Genomic DNA, 6,579 nt, shown 5'->3' with positions numbered 1-6,579 from the left:
GCACCGATCCGGGCACGCGGGGCGGCAACGGGGCGGGCGGGCGCCCCTATCCGCTGGACCTGCAGATCGACGCCCCCGCGCGCATCTTCGTGCGCGGCCGGGGCCTTGACGCGGAACTGGGCGGCGCGTTGCGCCTGACCGGAACCACCGCCGCCGTCCGCCCCATCGGGCGCTTCGAGCTGCTGCGCGGGCGGCTGGATATCCTCGGCCAACGGTTCGACCTGACCGAGGGCTATGCTGAGTTGCAGGGCGATTTCACCCCCTACCTGCGCCTTGTCGCCCGAACCGAAGCGCGCTCGGGCACCGACGTGTCGATCATCATCGAGGGCCCCGCGGATAACCCTGAAGTCCGTTTCGAGAGCAGCCCGGAACTGCCCCAGGACGAGGTCCTGGCGCAATTGCTCTTCGGGCGCGACCTGTCCGCGATCAGCCCGCTGCAGGCGGTGCAGCTGGCCTCGGCCGTGGCCACCCTTTCGGGGCGTGGCGGCGGCGGCGCGCTGGAAGGGCTACGCGAAGGGCTGGACCTCGACGATTTCGACATCACCACCGACGAGGACGGCAACCCCGCAGTGCGCGCGGGCAAATATATCTCGGAAAACGTCTATACCGACATCACCGTCGGGGCCGATGGCACTTCGGAGGTCAATCTGAACCTCGACGTCACCGACGACGTGACCGCGCGCGGCAGCTTCGGATCGGAGGGCGAGTCCAGCCTCGGTATCTTCTACGAGCGGGATTACTAGCGCACGTGGCGAAAACGCGGGAACCATTTTTCGCTTCCCTGTCCTGCGCTTTCAAAAGTTCAGAGTGGGGCGCATCAATGAGACTGAATGCGCTACGCTCACCCTCCCCCGCCCACAGAGCCGACGCTCATGTCTCGGCGAGCACCTTCTCGACCTCCTGGAAGGGGCAGGCGACACGCCGATCGGCTTCGGCTGCCTCCATCGCCGGGCGGGCATGCGCGCAGCTGGGCTGCGCCTTTGGGCAGCGGGTCCGGAAGACACAGCCCGAGGGCGGGGCCAGCGGGCTTGGCAGGTCGCCCTCCAGCACCGGGCGTTCGCGTGCGGCCTCCAGAACCGGGTCGGGGATCGGCACCGAAGATATCAGCGCCTGCGTGTAGGGGTGGCGCGGCGTCGCGGTGATGGCCCGGGCCGGGCCGACCTCCATGGGACAGCCCAGGTACATGACCATGATCCGGTCCGAGATGTGCTTCACCACGCTCAGGTCATGGGCGATGAAGATCATCGACAGGCCCATCTCGGCCTGCAGGTTCTTGAGCAGGTTCACCACCTGCGCCTGCACCGACACGTCCAGCGCCGAGACGGGTTCGTCGCAGACCAGCAGTTTCGGCTTGAGGATCAGGGCACGGGCGATGCCGATCCGCTGGCACTGGCCGCCGGAAAACTCGTGCGGGTAGCGGTTGATCAGGTTGGGCAGCAGCCCGACCTTTTCCATGATCTCGGCCACGCGCGCCTTGACCTGCCGGCGGGGGGTGGCGGGTTCGTGGGTCGTCAGGGGCTCGGCGATGATGTCGCCCACGGTCATGCGCGGGTTCAGCGCCGCCAGCGGGTCCTGAAAGACCATCTGCACGTCGCGGCGGTGGCGGCGACGCTCCGGCGGTGTCATCTCGGCCAGGTCCTGCCCCTCGTAGACGATTTGCCCACCCGAGCTGGGGATTGTCCCGATTACCGCGCGGGCCAGGGTGGATTTGCCCGAGCCGCTTTCGCCCACAAGGCCCAGCGTCTCGCCCGGCATCAGGTCCAACGACAGCTGGCTGACCGCGTGCAATTTCAGCGAGGGCGTCCAGGGCCAGGTCCCCTGCGGGCGCACGTCGAAGGTGACCGAGACATCGCGGATCGACAGGATCGGCTCAGACATCGCGCATCTCCTGTTTCATCTCTGCGGGGCTGGCATGGCAGGCCCGGCGGCGGCTGTCGCCCAGCGCCTCGAGCCCAGGCTTCACCGTCGGGCAATGTTCGCGCACGATCTCGCAGCGCGGCGAGAAGGGACATCCCGCGGGCAGGTTGGACATGTCCGGCGGTTCGCCCGAGATGGTCTGAAGCACCTCCATCTCGCGGTCCAGCCGCGGCACCGCGCCCAGCAGCCCCGCCGTATAGGGGTGCGACGGGTCGGCGAAGATCGGCGCCGTCGGCCCCTCCTCCATGATCTGCCCGCCATAGAGCACCAGCGTCCGGTCGCAGAAATCCGCGACGATGCCGAGGTCATGGGTGATGAGGATCACGGCGGTGTTGAACTCTTCACGGATTTCGCCCAGCAGCTTCATGATCTGCGCCTGAACGGTGACGTCCAGTGCCGTGGTGGGCTCATCCGCGATCAGCAGGCGCGGGCGGCACAGCAGTGCCATGGCGATCATGATCCGCTGGCGCATCCCGCCGGAAAACTCGTGCGGATACATGGAGATCCGCGACTTGGCATCGGGGATGCGCACCGCGTCCAGCATCTGCACCGCCTGTGCGATGGCGTCCCGCTTGGACAGGCCCTTGTGCAGTTGCAGCACCTCGGCCATCTGGTCGCTGACCCGGATGTAGGGGTTGAGCGAGGTCATCGGGTCCTGGAAGATCATGCCGATCTGGTTCGAGCGCACCTTGTTGAGTTGCCGCCGGGACAGCGACAGCAGATCATTGCCCTCGAAGGCGACCCGGCCCGTGGCGCCGCCGTTCCTCGCCAGCAGGCCCATGATGGCAAAAGCCGTCTGGGACTTGCCCGAACCGCTTTCGCCGACGATGGCGAGGGTCTCCTTGCGGGCCACGGTGAAATCGAGGCCGTTAACGGCATTCACCGGGCCGTCATTGGTCTGGAAGGTGACGGTCAGGTCGGAAACATCGAGAAGCGCCATGTGTTCAGCGGTCCTTGGGGTCGAGCGCGTCGCGCAGGCCGTCGCCCACGAAGAAGAACGCGAATAGCGTGATGAGAAAGAAGAACAGCGGATAGAAGAGCATCCAGAGCGTGCCGTTGTTCATCTGCTTGGTGCCAAGGCTCATGAGCGCCCCGAGCGAGGTGTTGGGTTCCTGCACCCCGAGCCCGAGGTAGGAGATGAAGCTTTCGAAGATGATCATCTGCGGCACCAGTAGCGTGGCATAAACGATAACGATGCCCAGCAGGTTGGGCACCACGTGGCGCAGGATGATCGTCAGCGGTTTCACCCCGGTGGCCACGGCCGCCTCGACGAATTCCTTGTTCTTGATGGTCAGGGTCTGGCCACGCGCAATCCGCGCCATGTCCAGCCATGAGATCAGCCCGATCCCGATGAAGAGCATCAGGATCGAGCGACCGAAGATCACCAGCATCAGGATGAGCACGAACATGAAGGGAATGGACATCAGCACGTCCACGGTGCGCATCATGATGCTGTCCACCCGGCCGCCGATGTACCCGGCGGTGGCGCCGTAGAGCGTGCCCACGACGACCGCCACCAGGGCGCCGACAATGCCGACCAGCAGCGAGATGCCTGTGCCCTGCACCGTGCGGGCGTACAGGTCGCGGCCATCGACATCGACGCCGAAATAGTGACCCGTCGCGATCGAGGGGCTGCCTTGATAGGCATTTGCGCCCATCAGCGAGAAATCCACGAAATCGCGTTCATACTGGGCGATCAGCCCGCCGAAGGCGGCGAAGAGGCAGATCAGGACCAGCACCACCAGACCGGCCAGGGCCGCCTTGTTGCGCAGGAACCGCGCCCGGGCGTCCGCCCAGAGCGACCGGCCCTGCACCTCGGCCAGGTGGCCGACCTCTTCCAGCATCTTCGCGTCGGGTTGTGCAAGTTTCATGGCCCTGCCCCCTTCAGTAGCGGATCTTCGGGTCGATCCAGGCGTAGAGGACATCGACGATCAGGTTGAAAGAGATGGTCAGGACCCCCACCAGAAGCGTGATCCCCATGATCACGGCATAGTCGCGGTTGAAGGCCGAGTTGACGAAGAATTGTCCGATGCCCCCGGTCGAGAAGATGATGTCGATCACCACCGAGCCGGTGATCATCCCCACCATGGCCGGCCCGAGGTAGGACAACACCGGCAGCAGCGCCGGTTTGAGGGCATGGCGGAAGATCACGCGCCGCATGGGCAGGCCCTTGGCCTGGGCGGTGCGGATGAAATTGGAATTGAGCACCTCCAGCATGGACGACCGTGTGATCCGCGCGATCGAGGCCATGTAGGAGGTCGACAGCGCGATCACCGGCATGATGACATATTCCCACTGCCCACCGTTCCAGCCGCCGCCCGGCAGCCAGCCCAGCCAGAGCGTGAAGATCAGCACGAGGATCGGCGCCATGACGAAATTGGGCAGGGCCTGCGCGCCGATGGTGATGCCCACGGCCAGGTAGTCGAGCACCGAGTTCTGCCTTACGGCCGCGGCGACACCCAGCGAGACGCCCACCACCATGGCGACCACCGCCGACCACATCCCGTAGGTCAGCGTCACCGGGAATCCCTGGGCGATCACGTCGTTCACGCTCCGGTCAGTGTATTGGAAGGAGGGGCCGAAATCGAACTGGGTCACCACGCCCCAGACATAGGTCACCATCTGCCGCCACATCGGCTGATCCAGGCCGTACTTGGCCTCGAGGTTGGCCATGACCTGCTCCGGCACGGGGCGTTCAGAGTTGAACGGGCCGCCGGGGGCCGCGTACATCAGCACAAAGCTGATCACGACAAGGATGAGAATCGTGGGAATGGCGACCGCGAGGCGCCGGACGATGAATGAGAACATGGCGGGTGTCCCGAAAGGTGGCGGCCCGCGCCCCCGGATAAGAAGGGCGCGGGCCTGTGCAGGGTCCGACGGCTGGCCTAGTCGTCAGCGACGAAATAGAGGTCCTTGGAATACCAGTTCTGCTGAACGTTCTCCACAGGCCAGGACGGGATCAGGTTGTCTTCCATCATGTAAACGCCGGCATAGTGGTAGATCGGGATCACCGGCATGTCCTCGGCGATGATCTGTTCCACCTGCGTGTAGTTGGCGTTGGGGTCCTCGGCCGTCTTGGCATCGGCCAGCAGCTGATCGACCTCGGCATCAGAATACTTGGCGTCGTTATAGCCCGAGCTGGTCTGCAGCAGGTCAAGGAAGGTCGACGCCTCGTTGTAGTCGCCACACCAGGCACCGCGGGCCAGTTCGAAGTCACCGGTGTTGCGCGCCTCAAGGAAGGTCTGCCATTCCATGTTGGCCAGGGTGGCGTCCACACCGAGGGTCTGGTCCCACATCTGGCTCATGGCGACGGCCACGGAACGGTGCGCATCCGAGGTGTTGTAGACCATCTCGAAGGACAGGGGGTTGTCCTCGCCATAGCCGGCCTCGGCCATCAGGTCCCGCGCCATTGCGTTGCGCTCTTGCTGGGTCATCGCGGCCATTTCCACGTCCGGCACCTCGAAGTTCGCGGTGGCGGCGGGGGTAAAGGTATAGGCCGGGCTCTGGCCGCCGGCGAGGACGTTCTCGACGATCACGTTGCGATCCACGGCAAGGGCCAGGGCCTTGCGGACGCGCTGGTCCTTGAAGGCCTCGGGGCCGTCGTCGCGCAGGTTGAAGGTGTAGTAGTAGTTGCACAGCCGCGGGAAGCTGATCGCCTCTTCGGGGTGCTCTTCCTTCAGGCGCGGGTACTGTCCGGCAGGCACCTCGGTCCGGTCAAGCTCGCCCGCGAGGAAGCGGGTCAGAGCCTGGTTCTCGTCGTTGATGACCAGGGCGGTGACCTCTTCGATGATGGTGTTCTCGGCGTCCCAATACATGTCGTTCTTGACACGAACGGACCGTTCCTGCGGCACATGCTCTTCCAGCACATAGGCACCGTTGGACACGATGTTCTCGGGCAGGGTCCACTGGTCGCCATGTTCCTCGATCACCGACTGCGGCACCGGGAAGGTGGTCGCATGGGTCAGCATCTGCGGGAAGTAGGGCAGCGGTTCCTTAAGCCGCACCTCGAGCGTATGATCGTCGATCGCGGTCACGCCCAGGTCTTCGAGCGGCGCGTCCCCGGCGATGACCTCGTCGACGTTTTCCAGGGACAGCAGGCTCATGTACCAGGCATAGGGCGACGCCAGTTCTGGGCTGGCCGCGCGGCGCCAGGCATAGACGAAGTCACCGGCGGTGACGGGATCGCCGTTGGACCACATCGCGTCCTGGCGCAGGGTGAAGGTATAGGTCTGCCCATCTTCGGACACCTCGTGCGACAGGGCCACGCCGGGTTCGAGCGTCTCGCCGGACTTGCTGTCGTTGTAGAGACCTTCGAAGAGGTCGCGCACGACCTCGGAGCCTGTCACGTCCTCGACGATGCCCGGATCGAGCGAGGAATGTTCGTCCAGCACGCGGTAGGTGAATTCCTGGGTTTCGGCCAGGGCTTCGCCGTTGGGGCCGGTCATGGCGTGGCTCTCGGCGAAGGCCACGCCGGACGTGGCCAGCATCGCGGCCGCCGTGGTGGCCAGAAGCTTGCTTTGGAATGTCATAAAATCTCTCCCGTTGTGCGGCGCGGCGGAGTTTGCCCGGCGCGCGCCGTTTTCGTGGACCCCCGTGTTGGTCCGGGGAATTTGCCGAGTCTTCTGGGAGTCGGGCGTGAACGCAAGGGTTGAGCGCCACAAA

The 6,579-nt window shown here is 65.0% G+C and carries 6 protein-coding genes; 1 reads left to right on the top strand and 5 read right to left on the bottom strand.

Annotated elements, in window-relative coordinates; translation table 11 throughout:
• Positions 1–743 (top strand): translocation/assembly module TamB domain-containing protein (locus ACH107_RS14015; RefSeq protein WP_412506355.1); only part of this gene is annotated, 743 nt, incomplete at its 5' end.
• A gap of 127 nt (positions 744–870) precedes the next feature.
• Here ACH107_RS14015 and ACH107_RS14010 read toward each other — a convergent pair.
• The 5 genes from ACH107_RS14010 to ACH107_RS13990 form a co-directional block, all read right to left on the bottom strand.
• Positions 871–1,878 (bottom strand): oligopeptide/dipeptide ABC transporter ATP-binding protein, encoded by a 1,008-nt coding sequence (locus tag ACH107_RS14010; RefSeq protein WP_310690508.1) that lies wholly within the window; start codon positions 1,876–1,878, stop codon positions 871–873.
• Positions 1,871–2,857, bottom strand: a complete 987-nt coding sequence (locus tag ACH107_RS14005; RefSeq protein WP_310690509.1) for an oligopeptide/dipeptide ABC transporter ATP-binding protein — start codon at positions 2,855–2,857, stop codon at positions 1,871–1,873. Before ACH107_RS14005 ends, ACH107_RS14010 begins: the two co-directional genes overlap by 8 nt.
• 4 nt (positions 2,858–2,861) lie before the next feature.
• Complete coding sequence (locus ACH107_RS14000; protein WP_310690510.1) at positions 2,862–3,788, bottom strand: ABC transporter permease subunit; 927 nt, start codon at positions 3,786–3,788, stop codon at positions 2,862–2,864.
• A gap of 13 nt (positions 3,789–3,801) precedes the next feature.
• Positions 3,802–4,725: an oligopeptide ABC transporter permease OppB gene (gene oppB, locus ACH107_RS13995; protein WP_412506354.1), complete on the bottom strand. Its 924-nt coding sequence runs from the start codon at positions 4,723–4,725 to the stop codon at positions 3,802–3,804.
• A 77-nt stretch (positions 4,726–4,802) separates the two neighbouring features.
• Positions 4,803–6,446 carry a peptide ABC transporter substrate-binding protein gene (locus tag ACH107_RS13990; RefSeq protein ID WP_310690512.1) on the bottom strand — a complete coding sequence of 548 codons (1,644 nt, stop codon included), beginning with the start codon at positions 6,444–6,446 and terminating at the stop codon, positions 4,803–4,805.
• Between the last annotated feature and the right edge of the window lie 133 nt (positions 6,447–6,579).

Source organism: Roseovarius halophilus (ex Wu et al. 2025), from assembly GCF_047086965.1.
The sequence above is the reverse complement of the archived record's forward strand: the minus strand, read 5'-3'. Positions and strand labels throughout refer to the sequence as shown.

Excerpts from the sequence above, each read along its gene's own strand:
- ACH107_RS14010 (WP_310690508.1), bottom strand. The coding sequence starts at position 1,878 with ATGTCTGAGCCGATCCTGTCGATCCGCGATGTCTCGGTCACCTTCGAC.
- ACH107_RS14005 (WP_310690509.1), bottom strand. The coding sequence starts at position 2,857 with ATGGCGCTTCTCGATGTTTCCGACCTGACCGTCACCTTCCAGACCAAT.
- ACH107_RS14000 (WP_310690510.1), bottom strand. The coding sequence starts at position 3,788 with ATGAAACTTGCACAACCCGACGCGAAGATGCTGGAAGAGGTCGGCCAC.
- oppB (WP_412506354.1), bottom strand. The coding sequence starts at position 4,725 with ATGTTCTCATTCATCGTCCGGCGCCTCGCGGTCGCCATTCCCACGATT.
- ACH107_RS13990 (WP_310690512.1), bottom strand. The coding sequence starts at position 6,446 with ATGACATTCCAAAGCAAGCTTCTGGCCACCACGGCGGCCGCGATGCTG.